General features: G+C 72.4%; 13 protein-coding genes. 4 read left to right on the top strand and 9 right to left on the bottom strand.

Annotated features, from left to right (window positions below; genetic code table 11):
* Nucleotides 1–75 precede the first annotated feature (75 nt).
* Nucleotides 76–1044: an N-acetyltransferase gene (locus tag ACY34M_RS23510; protein WP_462720009.1), complete on the top strand. Its 969-nt coding sequence runs from the start codon at nt 76–78 to the stop codon at nt 1042–1044.
* On the opposite strand, the gene ACY34M_RS23505 is transcribed toward ACY34M_RS23510, so the two are convergent.
* Nucleotides 1013–2527, bottom strand: coding sequence for an acyl-CoA synthetase (locus ACY34M_RS23505; RefSeq protein WP_462720008.1), 1515 nt, complete (start codon nt 2525–2527; stop codon nt 1013–1015). The two genes, ACY34M_RS23510 and ACY34M_RS23505, sit on opposite strands and share 32 nt — an antisense overlap.
* Nucleotides 2528–2842: 315 nt before the next feature.
* On the opposite strand from ACY34M_RS23505, the gene ACY34M_RS23500 reads away from it, so the two are divergent.
* On the top strand, nt 2843–5254 hold the full coding sequence (locus ACY34M_RS23500) for a penicillin acylase family protein (RefSeq protein WP_462720007.1): 2412 nt from the start codon (nt 2843–2845) through the stop codon (nt 5252–5254).
* Nucleotides 5255–5275: 21 nt separating this feature from the next.
* Here the strand turns inward: ACY34M_RS23500 and ACY34M_RS23495 are convergent, their stop codons facing one another.
* Nucleotides 5276–6841 (bottom strand): acyl-CoA synthetase, encoded by a 1566-nt coding sequence (locus ACY34M_RS23495; protein WP_462720006.1) that lies wholly within the window; start codon nt 6839–6841, stop codon nt 5276–5278.
* Between the two features lie 9 nt (nt 6842–6850).
* Complete coding sequence (locus ACY34M_RS23490; RefSeq protein WP_462720005.1) at nt 6851–7951, bottom strand: NAD(P)H-dependent flavin oxidoreductase; 1101 nt, start codon at nt 7949–7951, stop codon at nt 6851–6853.
* A 169-nt stretch (nt 7952–8120) separates the two neighbouring features.
* On the opposite strand from ACY34M_RS23490, the gene ACY34M_RS23485 reads away from it, so the two are divergent.
* Entirely contained in the window at nt 8121–9929 is a 1809-nt protein-coding gene (locus ACY34M_RS23485) for a serine hydrolase domain-containing protein (protein ID WP_462720004.1), read from the top strand.
* Nucleotides 9930–9976: 47 nt separating this feature from the next.
* Here the strand turns inward: ACY34M_RS23485 and ACY34M_RS23480 are convergent, their stop codons facing one another.
* The 4 genes from ACY34M_RS23480 to ACY34M_RS23465 form a co-directional block, all read right to left on the bottom strand.
* Nucleotides 9977–11212 (bottom strand): hypothetical protein, encoded by a 1236-nt coding sequence (locus tag ACY34M_RS23480; RefSeq protein WP_462720003.1) that lies wholly within the window; start codon nt 11210–11212, stop codon nt 9977–9979.
* Between the two features lie 104 nt (nt 11213–11316).
* Nucleotides 11317–12876: a phytoene desaturase family protein gene (locus tag ACY34M_RS23475; RefSeq protein ID WP_462720002.1), complete on the bottom strand. Its 1560-nt coding sequence runs from the start codon at nt 12874–12876 to the stop codon at nt 11317–11319.
* A gap of 51 nt (nt 12877–12927) precedes the next feature.
* Nucleotides 12928–15249 carry a serine/threonine-protein kinase gene (locus tag ACY34M_RS23470; RefSeq protein ID WP_462720001.1) on the bottom strand — a complete coding sequence of 774 codons (2322 nt, stop codon included), beginning with the start codon at nt 15247–15249 and terminating at the stop codon, nt 12928–12930.
* A gap of 26 nt (nt 15250–15275) precedes the next feature.
* On the bottom strand, nt 15276–16157 hold the full coding sequence (locus ACY34M_RS23465) for an oxygenase MpaB family protein (RefSeq protein ID WP_462720000.1): 882 nt from the start codon (nt 16155–16157) through the stop codon (nt 15276–15278).
* Between the two features lie 131 nt (nt 16158–16288).
* Between ACY34M_RS23465 and ACY34M_RS23460 the strand changes: the two genes are divergently transcribed.
* A complete protein-coding gene (locus tag ACY34M_RS23460; RefSeq protein ID WP_462719999.1) occupies nt 16289–17314 on the top strand; it encodes an endonuclease/exonuclease/phosphatase family protein in 1026 nt (341 codons plus the stop codon).
* Here the strand turns inward: ACY34M_RS23460 and ACY34M_RS23455 are convergent.
* Nucleotides 17271–18449, bottom strand: a complete 1179-nt coding sequence (locus ACY34M_RS23455) for an acyl-CoA dehydrogenase family protein (protein ID WP_462719998.1) — start codon at nt 18447–18449, stop codon at nt 17271–17273. The genes ACY34M_RS23460 and ACY34M_RS23455 overlap by 44 nt on opposite strands.
* 120 nt (nt 18450–18569) lie before the next feature.
* Nucleotides 18570–19001 carry a ferredoxin gene (locus tag ACY34M_RS23450; RefSeq protein ID WP_462720203.1) on the bottom strand — a complete coding sequence of 144 codons (432 nt, stop codon included), beginning with the start codon at nt 18999–19001 and terminating at the stop codon, nt 18570–18572.
* Between the last annotated feature and the right edge of the window lie 4 nt (nt 19002–19005).

Genomic DNA, 19005 nt, shown 5'->3' with positions numbered 1-19005 from the left:
GGGCCGTCGTACCGTGGTGCGCGTACCGCATCGCACGGCGGCCTCCGACCCGTTCTCCGTATCCGGAGGTCCCGCATGTCCGCCGAGCCAGCGGTACGCCCCTTCCGTCGCGACGACCGCGACCAGCTGACCACGCTGATCAACGCGCATGTCGCCGCCGTCGTCCCCGGCCTCTCCGTCTCCGTGAACACCGTGCTGAGCAGCCTGGAGCGGCAGCCGGACGAGTTCATCACCGACCCGTGGGTCGCCGAGCGCGTGACCCTCGTCGCCGAACAGCGCCACCATGTCGTGGCCGCGGCCCATCTGCTGCGCTACCGGGCGGACACCTCGGTCGGCGGCGACTACCGGGACGCCGCCGAGATCACCTGGTTCGTGCACCGGCCGCCGGCCTCGTTATGGCCCGACTCCGAGCGGGCCGCGGAGCTGCTGCTGGCCGCGTGCCTCGCGCAGCTCACTCGCTGGCGACCCCGTGTCTGCCACGCCGACGGTGCGCTGCCCGCGCCCGCCGTCTACGGCGTGCCCCGGCCGTGGCCGCACATCCACGCGGCGTACCGGCGCGCCGGGTTCCGGCACACCGGTGGCACGGAGGTCGTGCTGATCGCGCGGGTGCCCGAACTGCCCCGCCCGCAGTCGCGGCCGGGCCTCGTCTTCGAGCGCACCCTGGGCGAGTGCGGCACACGCTTCACCGCGTACGACGACGCGGGCGCCGCCCTCGGCTTCGTCGAGGTCGACACCGCCCTCGGCCGCCCCGAACGGATCGGCCGGTCCCCCGGCCTCGCCGACATCGGCAACCTGCACGTCGAGGCGGCCGGGCACCACGAGGAGCCGGTGCACCAACTGCTCGCGCAGGCCGCCGACTGGCTGGGGCTGTGCGGCGTGGACCGGCTCCTCGGCTATGAGGACGCGGACGACGGGGACCGGATCGAGCTCATGCGCGGCGCCGGGTTCCGGGAGCTGACACGCACGGACCGCGGGTGGCGGATCCCCACGGACCGAGGACCGCAGAGGCCCGTCACACGAACCGGTCGCGCAGCTCCCGCTTGAGGATCTTGCCGGAGGCGTTCCGCGGCAGCTCGTCCACGAAGACGACCCTCTTGGGCGCCTTGAAGTGGGCGAGCCGCTCGCGCGCGTGGGCGATCAGCTCTTCCTCGGTGACGTCCACGTCGGCGCCGCGCACCACGACCGCCGTGACCGCCTCGATCCACCGCTCGTCGGGCAGCCCGACGACGGCGGTCTCGGCGACGGCCGGGTGGGTGTAGAGGGCGTCCTCGACCTGGCGCGAGGCGACGAGCACGCCGCCGGAGTTGATGACGTCCTTCACCCGGTCGACGACGGTGAAGTAGCCCTCGGCGTCGCGCACCGCGAGGTCGCCGGACCTGAACCAGCCGTCCCGGAAGGCCTGTTCGGTCTCCTCGGGCTTGTCCCAGTAGCCGTCGCACAGCTGCGGGGAGCGGTAGACGACCTCGCCGGGCGTCCCGTCGGGCACCTCCTTGCCCTCGTCGTCGACGATCTTCGCCTCGACGAACAGCACGGGCCGCCCGCAGGAGTCCATCCGCCCCTCGTGCTCGTCGGGGCCGAGGACGGTGGCGAGCGGACCGATCTCGCTCTGCCCGAAGCAGTTGTAGAAGGCGAGGCCCGGCAGCCGCTCGCGCAGACGTTCGAGGACCGGGACCGGCATGATCGAGGCGCCGTAGTACGCCTTGCGAAGGCCGCCCAGGTCACGGGCGGCGAACTCGGGGTGCTGGGAGAGACCGATCCACACCGTCGGCGGCGCGAACAGGCTGTCGGCGTCCCCCGCCTCCACCAGGTCGAAGACCCGGCCCGCGTCCGGTGCGTCGAGGATCGTGTTCACGGCGCCCACCGCCAGGTACGGCAGCAGGAACACGTGCATCTGCGCCGAGTGGTACAGCGGCAGCGCGTGCACCGGCCGGTCCGTCTCCTTGAGGTCGAGGGCGTGGATGGCGCTCACGTACTCGTGGACGAGGGCGCGGTGCGTCATCCGGGCACCCTTGGGCAGCGCCGTGGTCCCCGACGTGTAGAGCAGCTGCGCCAGATCGTCGGCGTTCGGCGGCTCCCCGTCGTACGGCGCGCTCGCCGCGAGCCGGGCGAGCAGCGAGTCGTCCGCGTCGCGCAGCGGCAGCACGCGTACGCCGTCGGGGAGCCGGCCCGCGATGCCGGGATCGGCGAGGACGAGCGTGGTGCCGGACTGGCTGACGATGTACGCGAGGTCGTCGCCGGTCAGGTTCTGGTTGACCGGGACGTGCACGAGTCCCGCGCGCGAGCAGGCGAGGAAGCCGATCAGGTACGCGTCCGAGTTGTGCCCGTACGCGCCGACCCGGTCGCCCGGCACGAGCCCCTCGGCGCGCAGCGCCCCGGCGGCCCGGGACACCGCGTCGTCGAGTTCCTCGTACGTCCATGAACGCGGCCCGTAGCGCAGGGCGACGCGCGCCGGGGTGCGGCGCGCGCTGCGGCGCAGGACTCCGTCGACGGTGCTGCTGGCGGCTTCGGCGGCCGGTGACCTCGTCATGGCGTGATCCTCAGTGGTGGCGGACGTGAGGTCAAGGCGCCGGACGGCGGACGGCGCGGACGAAGTCCCGGATCGGTGCATCCGATCCGGCCGTGCGGGGCGAAAGCAGGAGTGAGGCAGCGGACACCACCCGTTCGCTGATCCCCTTCGCCGCTGACGCCGGGTGCCTGCACGCCTCGGCGTCAGCGGCCCTTGTCTCCCTCCCGGTGCGATGCACCTCTGTCGTCCCCCTCTGCACGGGACATACCGGTTGGTACGCTCGGCGGCGCTTCACTTCGATCAATTGCCCGTGCCAACACTGCAGTTGGGAGCACGATGCGCACACGTCCGGGACACAGACGCCTCGCGGCCCTGGGGGTCGCCCTGTTGACCGCGCTCACCGGCACGGCCTCGGTGTCGTCCGCCGCGGCGGAGCGCGGCGAGCAGCCGCACGGCGGCGGCCTGTCCGCCACCATCCGGTACACCGAGTACGGGATTCCGCACATCGTCGCCAAGGACTACGCGAACCTCGGGTTCGGCACGGGGTGGGCGCAGGCCGCCGACCAGGTGTGCACGCTCGCCGACGGGTTCGTGACGCTGCGCGGCGAACGGTCGCGCGCCTTCGGTCCGGACGCGGCGCCCGACGGCTCGCTGTCGTCGGCCACCAAGAACCTTTCGAGCGATCTGTACTTCAAGGGTGTCCGCCAGACGCGCACGGTGGAGAAGCTGCTCGCCGAGCGGGCGCCCGCGGGCCCGAGCCGCGCCACGAAGGACGCGATGCGCGGCTGGGCCGCCGGGTACAACGCGTGGCTCAAGCAGAACCGGATCACCGACCCGGCGTGCAAGGGCGCGGACTGGGTCAAGCCGGTGACGGAGCTGGACGTGGCGACGCGCGGTTTCGCACTCGCGGTGCTCGGCGGGCAGGGGCGCGGCATCGACGGCATCACGGCCGCGCAGCCCCCGACCACCGGCACCCCGCAGGCCCAGCCCGACTCGTCCGAAGCAGCCCGTGCCGCCCGTGAGTTGTTCGCGCAGGACGACTCCGACATGGGCTCGAACGCGGTCGCGTTCAGTGGCGCGGCCACGGCGAACAAGCGGGGCCTGCTGCTCGGCAATCCGCACTATCCGTGGCAGGGCGGCCGCCGCTTCTGGCAGTCGCAGCAGACGATCCCCGGCGAACTGAACGTCATGGGCGGGACGCTGCTCGGCAGCACCGGCATCTCGATCGGCCACAACGAACACGTCGCGTGGAGCCACACGGTCGCCACGGGCGTCACGCTCAACCTCCACCAGCTCACCCTCGACCCGGCCGACCCGACGACGTACGTGGTCGACGGCAAGAAGGAGAGGATGACGAAGCGGTCCGTGACCGTGCCCGTGAAGGGCGGCGAGGACGTGACACGCACCCAGTGGTGGACACGCTACGGACCGGTCGTCACCAACCTGGGGGCCCAGCTTCCGCTCCCCTGGACCCCGACGACCGCCTACGCCCTGAACGACCCGAACGCGGTCAACCTGCGGGCGTCCGACACGGCGCTCGGCTTCAGCAAAGCCCGCTCGACCGAGGACGTGCGTGCGTCACTGCGCCGCACGCAGGGCCTGCCGTGGGTGAACACGATCGCGGCGGACTCCTCGGGGCACTCGCTGTTCACGCAGTCGCAGGTGCTGCCGCGGATCACCGACGAGCTGGCGGCGCGGTGCTCGACGACGCTCGGCAAGGCGACGTATCCGGCCTCTGGTGTCGCGGTCCTCGACGGGTCGAAGGGCGACTGCGCGCTGGGCAAGGACAAGGACGCGGTGCAGCCGGGCATCTTCGGCCCGTCCAGGATGCCGGTGCTCAAGGACGCCCCGTACGCGGAGAACTCCAACGACAGCGCCTGGCTCGCCAACCTCGACAAGCCGCTCACCGGCTACGAGCGGGTCTTCGGCACCATCGGCACGCAGCGCTCGATGCGCACGCGCGGCGCCGTCGAGGACGTCGCGGGGATGGCGGACAAGGGCGGCCTGAGGGTCTCCGACCTGCAGCGGCAGCAGTTCGCCGACCGCGTCCCGGCCGCCGATCTGACGGCGGCCGACACGGCGAAGGCGTGCGCGGCGCTGCCCGGCGGCACGGCAACGGCCACCAACGGCGCGGCGGTTGACGTCTCGCGGGCCTGCGACGTGATCGGCACCTGGGACCGCACCATGGACACCGACAGCCGGGGCGCCCTGCTCTTCGACCGGTTCTGGCGCAAGCTGACGGCGGCGGTGCCCGCGGCGCAGCTGTGGAAGGTGCCGTTCTCCGCGGCGGACCCGGTGAAGACGCCGAACACGCTGAACACGCAGGCGCCCGGCTTCGCGACGGCGCTCGCCGACACGGTGGCCGAGCTGAAGGGCGCGAACATCCCGCTGGACGCGAAGCTCGGCGACCACCAGTTCGTGACGCGCGGGGGTGACCGCATCCCGGTGCACGGCGGCACGGAGTCGCTCGGTGTGTGGAACAAGGCCGAGCCGGTGTGGAACGCCGCGGGCGGCGGCTACACCGACGTGACGACCGGGTCGAGCTACATCCAGGCGGTCGGCTGGGACGGCGGGCGCTGCCCGGTGGCGCGCACCCTGCTGACGTACTCCCAGTCCTCGAACCCGAATTCGCCGCACTACAGCGACCAGACCCACCTCTTCTCCAAGAAGAAGTGGGTCACGGAGCGCTTCTGTGAGAAGGACATCCTCGCGTCGCCCGCACTGAAGGTGGTGCGGGTGCGCGGCTGACCGGTGCGGGCCGGGGCGGTCTCAGACCGCCCTGGTCCGCCCCTCCCAGTACGGATCGCGCAAGCGGCGCTTGTAGAGCTTGCCGTTGGGGTCGCGGGGCATCGTCTCGATGAAGTCGACGCTCTTGGGGCGCTTGTAGCCGGCGAGCTGGGTCTCGCAGTGGGCGAGGATCTCGGCCGCCAGGGCGTCACCGGCCGCGCGGCCCTCCGCGACCTCGACGACCGCCTTGACCTCCTCGCCCCAGTCGTCGTGCGGGATCCCGAACGCGGCGGCGTCGGCGACGGCCGGGTGGGTGAGGAGCGCGGACTCGATCTCGGCGGGGTAGATGTTGACGCCGCCCGAGATGATCATGTCGATCTTGCGGTCGCGCAGGAAGAGATAGCCGTCCTCGTCGATCACACCGAGGTCGCCGACCGTGAAGAAGTCGCCGATGCGGTTCTTCTTCGTCTTGGCCTCGTCCTTGTGGTACGAGAATCCGCCGGTCTTCATCTTCATGTAGACGGTGCCGAGCTCACCGGCGGGCAGCGGTTCGCCGTCGTCGTCGTAGACGGCCAACTCGCTGATGGGCCAGGCCTTTCCGACCGTGCCCGGCTTCTTCAGCCAGTCCTCTGCGGTGGCGAACGCGCCGCCGCCCTCGCTCGCCGCGTAGTACTCCTCGACGCAGGTCCCCCACCAGTCGATCATGCCGCGCTTGACGTGGTCGGGGCAGGGGGCGGCGCCGTGGATCGCGTGCCGCATGGACGTCACGTCGTAGCGGTCCTTCACGTCCTGCGGGAGCGCGAGGAGCCGGTGGAACTGGGTCGGCACCATGTGCGTGTGCGTGCACTTGTGGTTGTCGATGAGGCGCAGCATCTCCTCGGGCGTCCACTTGTCCATGAGGACGACGGGGTGCCCGATGTTCAGGGCGGCACCCGCGAACTGCAGGACGGCCGTGTGGTACAGCGGGGAACACACCAGGTGCACGTTGTCGTCGAAGGGCTTGACGCCGAAGATGCCGAGGAAGCCGCCGAGGTACGCCTCTTCGGGGAGCTTGCCCTGGAGCGGGCGGCGGATGCCGCGAGGGCGGCCCGTCGTGCCGGACGTGTAGTTCATGACCCAGCCGAGCGTGCGGTCGGTGGGCGCCGACTCGTCCTGCCCGTCGAGGAGTTCGGTGTACGGGCGGAAGGTCTCGACGTCCCCGACCGCGTACCGGTGGGTGTCGGGCAGGCCCGCCTCGTCGGCGGCGGACTTGGCCGCGTCGGCGAACCGCTCGTGCGCGATGAGCACCTTGGCGCCGGAGTCGGAGACGATCCAGGCGATCTCAGGGCCTACGAGGTGGTGGTTGACCGGGACGAGGTAGAACCCGGCCTGCGAGGCGGCGAGGTAGGCGGTGAAGAACTCGACGCTGTTGGGGAGGACGACCGCGAAGGCGTCACCGCGTTCCAGACCGGCCGCGCGCAGGCCGTGGACCATCTTGTTGGAGGCAACGTGCAGCCGCCCCGCCGTCCACGGCTCCCCGTCGGGGGCGATCAGGACCGTGCGGTCGGGATCGGCGGCGGCCTGCGCCCAGAAGCCGTTGGGAGGCGTGCTGTTGGGGGGTGTGCTCATGCTCTTCACTCACCGTCCTGCGATCTTGTTGATGCGGTCGATCGCCTTCTCGAAGCCGCGTGTCAGGTCGTCGAAGACCGCCTGGACGCTGCGCTCCTCGTTCATCCGGCCCACGATCTGCCCCACGGGTGTGCCGAGCAGGGGCTCCACCTCGTACTTCTGGATGCGCGAGACGGCCTCGGCGACGAGCAGTCCCTGCAGCGGCATCGGCAGCGGTCCCGGCCCGGCCGGGTCGTCCCAGGCGTCCGTCCACTCGGTGCGCAGTTGGCGCGCGGGCTTCCCGGTCAGCGCGCGCGAGCGGACCGTGTCGCCGGAGCCCGCGGCGAGCAGCTTGCGGGTGACGGCGGGCGAGTGCATGTCGGCCTCGGTCGTCGTCAGCCACACCGAGCCCAGCCACACACCCTGCGCGCCGAGTGCGAGCGCGGCGGCCACCTGCTGGCCGCTGCCGATGCCGCCCGCCGCCAGGACCGGCAGCGGGTCGACGGCCTCGACGGCCTCCGGGGTGAGGACCATGGAGGCGATCTCGCCCGTGTGGCCGCCGGCCTCGTAGCCCTGGGCGACGACGACGTCGATGCCCGCGTCGGCGTGCTTGCGGGCGTGCCGGGCGCTGCCCGCGAGGGCGGCGACGAGGATGTCGTGCTCGTGGGCGCGCGCGATCACGTCGGCGGGCGGTGAACCGAGCGCGTTGGCGAGGAGTTTGATCGGGTAGTCGAAGGCGACGTCGAGTTGGCTGCGGGCGACCTGTTCCATCCAGCCGGTGATGCGCCAGCCGGACGCCTCGCCCTCGGCGAGTTCCGGGACGCCGTACTTCGCGAGGGTCTCCTGGACGAACGTCCGGTGCTCCGGCGGGATCATCGCCTCGATGTCGGCCTCTGTGACGCCCTCGACCTTCTTGGCGGGCATGACGACGTCGAGGCCGTAGGGCCGTCCTTCCGCATGTCCGTCGAGCCAGTCGAGGTCGCGTTTGAGTTCGTCGGGTGCCGCGTAGCGGACCGCACCGAGCACACCGAAGCCCCCGGCCCTGCTGATGGCCGCGGCCACCGCAGGGAACGGCGTGAAGCCGAAGACGGCGTGCTCGATCCCCAGTTTCTTGCTCAGCTCCGTCTGCATGCGCGCAGGATGCCGCAGCGCGGCGGACGACGGAAGAGCTTTTCTGATGCGGCGTCAGATTCTTCACCGGTCGGTCATGACGCAGGGGTGTTGACACGAGGCAGCGCTGACAGCGAAGTTTCATCCGACTCGGTAGATCCCGAAAGAATTTTTCAGGAGGGCCTCGTCCATGAGCGGAGCACCCGAAGCAGCGGACAGACCACACAGAGGCCACCCCGGCCTGAGCAGACGGCAGTTCGGCGCGGCGGGCCTCGCGCTGGGCGGCGCCCTGGCCCTCGCCCCGTTCCCGGCGGGACCCGCCGCGGCCGGCACCGGACAGGCGGCCAAGCGCCCCACCCTGCGGCGCGGCTCCCCCGAGCGCGCGGGGCTGCTCGCGGGCCACTTGCGTCAACTGGTCGCCGACGCCGAGAAATACGTGGGCACCTTCCCCGGCGGCCCCAAGCACCCCTGGTACGCGGGCGCGGTGCTGCTCGCGGGCCGCGGCGGCACGGTCGCGCTGCACCAGCCGATCGGCAAGGCGGTGCGCTACGCGCGTTACGACGACAAGACGGACACGGGCATCGAGTTCCCGGCCGAGCAGCAGATCGACATGGCCGACGACACCGTCTTCGACCTCGCCTCGATCTCCAAGCTGTTCACGTCGATCCTGGCCGTGCAGGAGATCGAGCGCGGCGGGCTGGAACTGGAGGCGAAGGTCGTCTCGTACCTTCCCGAGTTCACCGGCGGCGGCAAGCAGGATGTCACGGTCCGTCAGCTCCTCACCCACACCTCGGGGTTCCGGCCCGACATCGCCTTCTACAAGGAGTCCGAGCACGACGCGCAGCTCGCCCTCCTGTGGAAGGAGGCGCTGATCAACCCGGCGGGCAGCACGTACCTGTACTCGGACCTCAACCTCATCACGCTCCAGCTCGTCGTCGAGAAGCTCACCGGCAAGCGCCTGGACGTGCTGCTGCCCGAGCGGATCACGGGGCCGCTCGGCATGACCCGCACCCGCTACAACCCGCCCGCCTCCTGGAAACCCAAGGTCGCGGCGACCGAGGACGCGCGCGCACCGTGGTCGGGCCTGGACCGGGGCCTGGTGTGGGGCGAGGTGCACGACGAGAACGCGTACGCGTTCGGCGGCGTCGCGGGCCACGCGGGCGTCTTCTCCTGCGCCTGGGACATGGCGGTGCTCGGCCGCACGCTCCTCAACGGCGGGGTCTACGGCACGGCGCGGATCCTGTCCCAGAAGTCGGTGGACCTGATGTTCACCAACTTCAACACGGACTTCCCCGGCGACGAGCACGGCCTCGGTTTCGAGCTCTACCAGCACTGGTACATGGGCGCGATGGCGACACCGCGCACGGCGGGCCACACCGGGTTCACCGGCACCTCGCTCGTCCTCGACCCGACGACCGACTCGTTCCTCATCGTGCTCGGCAACTCCGTGCACCCGGTGCGCTCCTGGCGATCCGGTTCCGCTCCCCGGGTCGCCGCGGGCAACAACATGGCGCGCGCCGTCGCCGTGCGACCCCGGCACGGCCGCACCGCGTGGTTCTCCGGCATGGCGAGCGCCACATCGGCGACGCTGACGCTGCCGGACCTGCGCCTCGCGTCGCACAAGGCGCGCCTGGACTGCGCACTGTGGTGGGACACCGAGCCGCACTCGGACTTCCTGTTCCTGGAGGTGTCCACGGACGGCGGCTCGGCCTGGAAGCCGCTCCCGTTCACGACGGACCGCTCCGACGCCCACCCGTCGGGCTCCGTCGACGGCTACGCGGACCGCACCTGGCACCGCCTCACCGCCGACCTGGGCCCCTTCGCCTCGTCCCCCGTCCGACTTCGCTGGCGCTACGCGACCGACCAGCTGTACGTCGGCCGGGGCGCCTACGTCGACGGCATCCGCGTCCTGGACGGGGACGACGAGGCGTTCGACGAGGCGCGCCCGGCGGACTCGTCCCGCATCGAGGCGAAGGGGTGGACGGCCTCACGGGACTGATCGAGCACATGCCGCCGTGAGAGGCGAGCGAGCACGGCCCTAGGAGATCAACCGCGGCGTCCGCGCCGAACGGTCAGCATGACGCCGGCACCCGCGAGGACGAGCGCCCCGGACCCGGCCGCCCACCAGCCCATGCGCGACGAACTCCCCGTCTCGGCCAACTCGCCACCCGTGTGGCTCCCTTGGGAGGCGGTGGGACCGGGGTCGGGGCGCGAGCCCCCGCCCCCGGCGGACTGGGTCGGGGTGGGGGTCGGGACCGCGGTGTGCGTGGGCGTCGGGGTGGGTGTGGGCGTCGGCGTAGGGGTGGGCGTGGACGGCTCGCAGGCCTGCCACTGGAGGACCACCTCACCGTTGCCGGAACGCACACCGGTGCTGTACACCGCGTCGGCCGGGCCGCTGCTCGAGCCACCACCGCCGCCACCGGCACCGGCGTTCTCGAATCCGTACTGGCCGGCTGCCCCGCCCGCGCCACCGCCATGGGCGCCGCCGCCACCGCCACCGCCACCGGTCACGTCCGAGTAGCGGGCGGTGTCCCGCCCGCCGTCCCCGCCATTCATTCCGTCGGCGTCCCCGCCCGGTACCCCGGGCATGCTCCCCTCCGGCTGGCTGATGCCCGCGGCGCCGCCCGTGCCGCCGTTCGCACCGGCCTTCCCGCCGCGGCCCATCCGGTACGAGTTCTCCACCGCCTGGTCGCCCGTCGCGCCATCGGTGCCGTTCACGCCGAACTGGCCGCCGTCGCCGCCCCGGCCGTTGTCTCCACCCCGGTAGGAGTAGACGCCTCCGCCGCCACCCCCGCCGCCGGCGATGATCTCCATCCGGCCGCCGAGGGACACGGTCGTCGCTCCGCCGCCGCCCGCCCCCGGATAGCCGCCCGCGTCCTCGCGTCCGCCCGGCTCGCCCCCGCCGTTGTAGCCCCCTTCTCCGAACACCCCCGGGTTCTGGAAGGCCCCGGCCTCACCCGTGGTACCCGCGCCCCCCACGTTCACCGTGAGCACCTGACCGGCACTCACCTTCAGGTCGGCCTTCACCTCTCCGCCCTTGCCACCCGCGGCACCCTCCGTGACATCGGCCGCGTGCGAGGAACCGAGCGGGGCCCGGCCTCCGGCTGCCCCGAAGGCGTCGATCGTCACCCCGCACACGTCCTCGGGGACGGTCACCTTCTGCTCGGCGCCGGAGAAGGCGACCGTCTCGTCGTCCAGGGCCTGGGCCGCCCCTGCCGGCACGAGGGAGAGTGCCGTGATCGCTGCCAGGGCCAGCCCGCGTGGATACTGTTGTGTTTTCATCATGCAAGCATGTTTGTGCGGCGCTCACGGGGGCCCGGGCCCGACACGCTTCCCGTGGACCGGTCGGCCCCCAATGGGGGAAACCGTCGTCACCGGAGTCCCTGTCAGCGCCCCAGCACGGCCATCGCCGCGTTGTGCCCCGGGATCCCGCTGACCCCGCCGCCGCGCACCGCGCCCGCGCCGCACAGCAGGACGTTGGCGTGCCCGGTCTCCACACCCCATCGGCCGGTGGTGTCCGTGGCGTACGGGAACGACAGCTCCCGGTGGAAAATGTTGCCGCCGGGAAGGCGCAGGTCCCGCTCCAGGTCGAGCGGGGTCTTCGCCTCGATGCAGGGTCGGCCGTCGGCGTCGGTCGCAAGGCAGTCCTCGATCGGCTCCGCGAGGTGGGCGTCGAGCTGGGCGAGCGTCGCCTTCAGCAGCTCCGCGCGGGCCGTGTCGTTGTCGGCGGCGAAGAGCCGGGCCGGGGCGTGCAGGCCGAACAGGGTGAGCGTCTGGTTCCCGCGCTCGACCAGCTCGGGAGCGAGGATCGTCGGGTCGGTCAACGAGTGGCAGTAGATCTCCGAGGGCGGGGCGCCGGGCAGGGATCCCGCGGCGGCCTCGGCGTGCGCGGCCGCCAACTGGCCGTACCCTTCGGCGACATGGAAGGTTCCGGCGAACGCCTCGCGCGGGTCGACGGAGGTGTCCTTGAGGCGCGGCAGCCGCTTCAGCAGCATGTTCACCTTGAGCTGGGCGCCCTCGGCGGGGGCCGGAGGGGTGTCGCCGGTCAGCCGGGCGAGGTCCTGCGGTGAGGCGTTGACGAGGACGTTGCGGGCGGCGACCGTGCCCTCGGCGTCGGCGGTCCGGTAGGTGACCTCGGCCTCGGCGCCGTCCGTCGCGATCCGGGTCACCTCGTGCCCGGTGACCAGGTCGGCGCCCGCCGCGCGGGCCGCGGCGGCGAGCGCGTCGGTGAGGGCGCCCATGCCGCCGACGGGGACGTCCCAGTCACCCGTGCCGTTGCCGATCACGTGGTACAGGAAGCAGCGGTTCTGGGCGAGGGACGGGTCGTGGGCGTCGGCGAAGGTGCCGATCAGGGCGTCCGTGAGGACGACGCCGCGTACCAGGTCGTCGGTGAAGTGCTCCTCGATGCCGACGCCGATGGGCTCCTCGAACAGCAGTCGCCAGGCGTCCTCGTCGCCGACCCGCTCGCGCAGCGCTGCACGGCTGGGCAGCGGTTCGGTGAGCGTGGGAAAGACCCGCTCGGCGATCTGCCGGGTCGTCTCGTAGAAGCGGGTCCACGCCTCGTACTCGCGCTCGCCGCCCGTGAGCCGGTGGAACGCCTCGCGGGTGCGCTGCTCGCCGCCGCCGACGAGCAGTCCCGTCGGGCGTCCGTCGCGGACGGCCGGAGTGTACGAGGACACGTCGCGGGTGGCGGTCGCGAAGCGCAGCCCCAGGTCGGCCACGATCTTCTTGGGCAGCAGGCTGACGAGGTACGAGTAGCGGGAGAGACGGGCGTCGACGCCAGGGAAGGGGCGGGTGGAGACGGCGGCCCCGCCGGTGGTGCCGAGCCGTTCGACGACGGCGACGGACTGTCCTGCGCGGGCGAGATAGGCCGCGGCCACCAAGCCGTTGTGGCCGCCGCCGACGACGACGGTGTCGTAGCGTTCGCGGAGATCATGTGCGGGCATGGCCCTTGGTAACACGGGCCGATCCCGGGGGACCAGGGGGCAGGCCCGCACTCACCCGCCCGGCGCGCCCTGCTGCCGCAGGGCCGCGACCCGCCGGTACAGGGCCACCGCGTCCGCCGTGCGGCCGAGCTGCTCCAGGCAGTGCGCCTCGTCGTTGCGGCTCGCGAGGGTGCTGGGGTGGGCCTCGCCGAGGACGCGCTCGCGGGCCTCGGCGACCGCCCGGTACTCGCCGAGGGCGTCCTGCCAGCGCCCCAGCCAGCCCAGGGCGACGGCGACCTCGCGGCGGCTGACGAGCGTGTCCGGATGGTCGGCACCGAGGACCCGGCGGCGGATCGCGCACACGTCGCGGGCCTCGGCGAGCGCCTCCTCCCAGCGGGCCAGGCGCCCGAGGTTCACCCCGAGCCCGTGCCGGGCGCGCAGCGTCTCCGGGTGCTCGGGCCCGCTGATCCGCGTACGGTCGTCGATCAGGCGGCGGTAGAGCGTCAGGGCGTCCGCGCTGCGGCCGAGGCGGCCGAGGCTGATGCCCACCTCGTAGCGGGCGGCGAGGGTGTCCGGGTGGTCGGGACCGAGGGCGCGCGACCTCGCCCGCGCCACCTCCTGGTACGAGCGCAGGGCCTCGCTCCAGCGCCCCAACTGCCCCAGCGCGTAGCCGACTTCGCAGCGCGTGACGAGCGTGTCGGGGTGCTCGGCGCCGAGGACGCGGGAGCGCGCGTCCGCGACCTCGCTCGCCATCCGGTACGAGTCCTCCAGGCGGCCGAGCCTGCTGAGGTTGAAGGCGAGGTTGTGACGGCAGCGCAGTGTGTCGGGGTGCTCGGGCCCCATGGCCCGCTCCCGCGCGGCGAGCACGGCGCTGTACACCTGGTGCGCCTCGAAGTGCCGCCCCAGTTTGCCCAGTACGTACGCGACTTCCTGCCGCGCGCCGAGCGTGTCGGGATGCTCGGGGCCGAGCACCCGCTCGCGGCCCTCGACGACGCCGCGGTACTCGCGCAGCGCGTCCGCCGCCCGCCCGGTGCGGCTGAGCGTGAACGCCACTTCGTAGCGGCTGGCGAGCGTGTCGGGGTGGTCGGGGCCGAGGGCGTACTCCCGCTCGGCGGCGACGGCGCGGTGCACCTCGCCCGCTTCGGCCCAGCGGCCGAGCCGGCCGAGGCTGAGTCCCGCGTTGTGCCGGGAGACGAGGGTGGCGAGCAGTTCCGGGGCCGGGGTGGGGCGCTGGACGACGTCCGGGGCGGCGGGGGTGTGGCGGGTGTCGCGCGCGATCCACTCGCCGGAGAGGCCCGCCGCGGTGTCCGGGGGTGTGACGCGGGGGCCGGGGACGCCGGTGGCCTTGTGTCCTGTGGTCATGCCGCGGGTCCAGGAGGGCAGCCGGGGCTCGCGGGTCTCGGGCTGTTCGCGTGCGGGGCCTTCTCGTACGGGCTGTTCTCGTACGAGATGTTCGCGTGCGGGCGCGTCGGGGCGCGGTTCCAGGAGCGCCGACCGCACCGTCGGCACGTACGTCCCGCGGCCGGAGCGCGCGCCGTCCACGATCCGGCGGCGCAGCTCCCGTGCGTCGCGCGGCCGCCCGTCGGGGTCCTTGGCGAGCAGGTCCAGGATGATCCGGTCGAGGAAGGCGGGCAGTTCGGGCCGGTGTCCGCGCGGCGCCTCGGGGACCGTGTCGCGGTGCCCGACGAGCACGGCCCACGCGTCCTCCAGGTCGAACGGCGGGGCGCCGGTGGCGACCTCGTACAGCACGCACCCCAGGGAGTACAGGTCGCTGCGCTCGTCGACGGGTTCGCCGCCGATCTGCTCGGGCGACATGTAGTGCGGTGTGCCCATGGCGATGCCGGTGCCGGTGAGCCGGGACGTGAAGCCGATGTCGTGGCCGAGCCGGGCGATGCCGAAGTCGCAGATCTTCGCCGTGCCGTCACCGAGCCGCATGATGTTGGCGGGCTTCAGGTCGCGGTGCACGACGCCCTGTTCGTGGGTGTAGGCGAGGGCGGCGGCGACCTGGTCGGCCATGTCCACGATGTCGTCGACCGGCAGCGCCTTCGGACGGGTCTCGTCGAGGAGCTGGCTGAGGTTCTTGCCGTCCAGCAGCTCCATGACGAGATACAGGATGCCGTCGTACTCGCCGAAGTCGTGCACGACGGTGATGCCCCGGTGCTGGAGCGCGGCGGCGACCCGCGCCTCCCTGCGGAAGCGCTCCCGCAGGACGCGGGTGAAGGACTGGTCGCTCTGCGGACCGAGCGGCTTGAGGCACTTCACGGCGACGTGCCGGCCGAGCGACTCGTCGCGCGCCCGCCACACCTCGCCCATGCCGCCCCGGCCGATGCGGTCGAGCAGCCGGTACCGCCCGTGGATCAGCCTGACGTCCCGCGTCTCCCCCACCCCTGGCATCTCCCGCCGTCGCCCCCGTCGCGTCGCTACGCCGTGCCCGGCCCGTCCAGTATGGCTTCCCATCTGTCGACTTTGTACGGGGCAGGGCGGGCGTCGGCACCGAGTCTCCCCATGGCCCGCAGGATGTGTTTCGGCGGGAGTTGCCAGCGCACCCGGTCGGGAATCAGGCGCAGCGCGGTTCCCGTGGCGCGCAGCCGACGGGAGACGGCGGCGGGTTCGGGGGCCCGTCTGCCGTACAGCTCATGGGCGTACGGCGGCAGGGAGGCGTACGCCAGGTTGGCCACGCGCCGCCAGAGGGCTTCGCGGGCCGGGATCAGCAGCAGGTGGGTGGGCGGGCGCTGCAGAAAGTCGTCGACCTCGCGTGCTTCGGGCCCGGCGGCCAGCTGCGGCCGCACGCGCTCGAAGTAGGCCGCCAACTCCGCCTGACTGCCCGGTACTTTCTCCGGTTCGAGGCCGACGAGCCGGGCGCTGGTGCGGTGCTCGGCGACGTACCGGTCGGCCTGCGCCTCGGTGAGCCGGTACCCGGAGCGGCGCGCGACGTGCAGATAGGAGTCGATCTCGGCGCAGTGCACCCACAGCAGCAGCCCGGGTTCGTCGACGCCGTACCGCTCCCCCGTGTCCGGGTCGGTGGCCCCCAGGTGACGGTGGATCCGCCGTACGCGCGCCCCGGCCTCCTCGGCGGCCTCGCTGGTCCCGTACGTGGTCGTCCCGACGAAGCTCGCGGTGCGCATGAGCCGGCCCCACGCGTCGCGCCGGAAGTCCGAGTTCTGCATGACGCCGCGCACGGCGCGCGGGTGCAGCGCCTGGAAGTACAGGGCGCGCACGCCGGCGATCCACATCATGGGGTCGGAGTGCACCTGCCAGGTCACCGAGTCGGGGCCGAAGAGCCCGGGGTCCGCTTCGCTCATGTCGCACCGCACCTCCTGCTCGCAGGGTACGCACCCGGTGGGGGCGGAACCCGATCAACGCCGTGATCGTCCTGACGATCAGGGACCACAGGCGGAATGGTCAGGGACAACGGGTGGACGGACAGGACGACATGAGCGAGCGGACCGGCGACGACACGACGCGGGCGACGGCCTCGGCCCGCGGCGCGGGGCCCTGGCGACGCGGCCGGGTGCTCGCCGTGCTCGCCGCCCTGACCGCGCTCGTCCTGGTGTTCCACCGGCGGATTCCGAACACGCCGGGGCGTCTGGGGAGCCTGGTGGAGTCGTTCCTGCCGTGGTTCTGGCTGCCCCTGGTCGTGCTGCTCGTCCTGGGGCTGCTGCGCCGGGCACCGCTCGCCCTGCTGGTCCTGCTGCTGCCGACGACGGCCTGGGCGTACCAGTGCGGCCTGCTGGCGCCCGAACCCTGGCCCGGCGATCCCGACCTTTCCGTGGTGCAGCACAACGTCAGCGACGAGAACACCGACCCGGCGGCCACGGCGAGCGAGCTGTCCGGGCAGTCCCCCGACCTCATCGCCCTGGAGGAGCTGCTGCCGAAGGCCCGGGACACTTACGAGCGGGGTCTGGCCGCGAGCCATCCGCACCACGCGGTGATCGGCACGGTCGGGCTGTGGTCGAAGTACCCGCTCACCGGCGTCCGGGCGGCCGACATCAAACCCGCCGGGATCACGGAGCCGTGGAACCGTGGGCTGCGCGCGGTGGTGAAGGCCCCGCAGCGCGACATCGCGGTGTACGTCGCCCATCTGCCCTCGATACGGTTCGGCGCGAGCGGTCTGGCGTCGCAGTGGCGGGACGAGAGCGCCCGCCGGCTCGGCGCGGCCGTCGCCGCCGAGAAGACGGCAACCGTGCTCGTCCTCGGTGACTTCAACGGCACGGTCGACGACCGCGGTCTCGCCCCGCTGACCTCACAGCTGGACGTGCCGGACCGCGGGTTCGCCTTCAGCTATCCCGCCGCGTTCCCGGTGGCGCGGATCGACCAGGTGATGGCCCGCTCGGCGACCGTCGGCCACGTCCGCACGCTGCCCGCGAACGGCAGCGACCACCTCCCCGTCCTCGCCAAGATCGTCCTGGACCCGCTCAGCGACGCACCCGCGGCATCCCCAGGCCGATCCACGAGATGATCTCCCGCTGGATCTCGTTGTTGCCGCCGCCGAAGGTGAAGATGACGGCGGAGCGGTAGCCGCGTTCCAGCTCTCCGTGGAGGACCGTCCCGGCGCTGCCCTCCTTGAGCGCGCCCGCCGCGCCGACCACTTCCATCAGCCAGGCGTACGCGTCGCGGCGGGCCTCGGAGCCGTAGACCTTGACGGCGGAGGCGTCCTGCGGGAGGAGCGTGCCTTCCTGGACGGCGTTCACCATCTGCCAGTTGAGGAGCTTCATCGCGTCGAGTTTGGTGTGGGTCTGGGCGAGGCGCTTCCTGACCCAGCCGAGGTCGACGACGCGGCGGCCGTCGGCGAGCTTGGTCTCCATGGCCCAGCGCTGCACGTCGTGCAGGGCGCGGATCGCCATGGTGCCGTGGGCGGCGAGCGTGACACGTTCGTGGTTGAGCTGGTTGGTGATGAGCCGCCAGCCCTTGTTCTCCTCGCCGACCCGGCGGGAGACGGGGACGCGGATGTCCTCGTAGTAGCTGGCGGTGGTGTCGTGCGAGGCGAGGGTGTTGATGACGGTGCAGGAGTAGCCGGGGTCCGACGTCGGGACCAGCAGCATGGTGATGCCCTTGTGGGTGGGCGCGTCCGGATCGGTGCGGACGGCGAGCCAGACCCAGTCGGCCGTGTCCCCGTTGGTCGTCCAGATCTTCTGCCCGTTGACGACGTACGAGTCGCCCTCGCGGACCGCGCGCGTCTTCAGCGCCGCCAGGTCCGTTCCCGCGTCCGGTTCGCTGTAGCCGATCGCGAAGTCGAGCTCGCCGGAGAGGATCTTCGGAAGGAAGAACTCCTTCTGCTCGTCGGTGCCGAACTGCATGATCGTGGGCCCCACGGTGTTCAGGGCCATCAGCGGCAGCGGCACCCCCGCCTGCGCCGCCTCGTCGAAGAAGATGAACTGCTCCATGGGCGAGAGCCCGCGGCCGCCGTACTCCTTCGGCCAGCCCACGCCGAGCCATCCGTCGCTGCCGAGCCGGCGCACGGTCTCCCGGTAGAAGCGCTTCTGCGCGGCAGGGTCCTCGTAGCGCGCGTACGCGTTCTCGGGCACGAGCTCGGCGAAGTAGGCGCGCAGCTCGGTGCGCAACTGCTGCTGCTCAGGCGTGTATTCGAGGTGCACGGCCCCTCCTGGCGGTCAACTGCGTGGTCAGGGCGCTGACGTGTGCCAGCTTGACGGCGCACACAGTAGAACGCGTTCCAGAAATAGGGAATGCCGTGAACCGGAAGAACTGATGGAACGTCAGCCGAGGGTCGCCAGGAAGTCCGTGCAGGCCCGCGCGCACTCCCGGCACCGTTCCGCGCACTCGGCCGCGTCCGCCATACGGTCGCAGGCGTGCGCGCACTCCAGGGCGACGGCCCGGCACCACTCCACCTGGAGCCGGATCCCGTACTCGTCCTGGTGGGCCTCCTCCGACAGCAGCCGGCAGGTGGCGTCGCACACCTCGACGCTGAGCAGCAGCGCGCGCCGCAGACCGTGCGGCGCGTCGGGCTGACCGGAGCCCCCGGCCGGGGCCGGACGCGCGGGCCCGTGCACCTGCGGGACCACCGGCCCGAGGTCGGCGGAGCTCACCAGCAGGGCGCAGGCGCGGGCGCACTCCGTGCAGGACTGCGCGCACGCGAAACGGTCCTCGAGAAAGCGGACGAGGTCGTCCTTGGGCGGTTCGGTCAGCAGGGCA

The sequence above is a fragment of the Streptomyces sp. EDA2-14 genome, from assembly GCF_054963755.1.
This window is presented reverse-complemented; position numbering and strand designations above follow the sequence as displayed.